The 276-nt window shown below is 74.3% G+C and carries 1 protein-coding gene; it reads left to right on the plus strand.

Annotation, left to right across the window (positions count from 1 at the left end; genetic code table 11):
* The coding region (locus tag IFU19_RS16430) for a citrate/2-methylcitrate synthase (protein ID WP_274604714.1) at nucleotides 1-273 on the plus strand (273 nt) is incomplete at its 5' end.
* Between the last annotated feature and the right edge of the window lie 3 nt (nucleotides 274-276).

Genomic DNA, 276 nt, shown 5'->3' on the forward strand with positions numbered 1-276 from the left:
GCGCTCTTCCCGCTGCTCGCGCAGCTCCCCGACGGGGAACGAACGATGGATGCCGTCACCCGGCTCAGCGACACCGTCGCCGCCCGTGCGCACGCGCGGCCCAACGTGGATCTCGCGCTGGCCGCCCTGGCATCCGGAGCCCGTCTCCCCGACGACGCGGCGAGCTCGATCTTCGTCGTGGGCCGGCTGGCGGGGTGGATCGCGCACATCGCCGCCGAGTACGCCGAAGCGCCGATGCGCCTGCGACCGCGCGGGGAGTACGTCGGGCCGTGATCC

Origin of the sequence: Microbacterium sp. CFBP 8794, assembly GCF_014841235.1 — a bacterium.
Classification (GTDB): Bacteria; Actinomycetota; Actinomycetes; order Actinomycetales; family Microbacteriaceae; genus Microbacterium.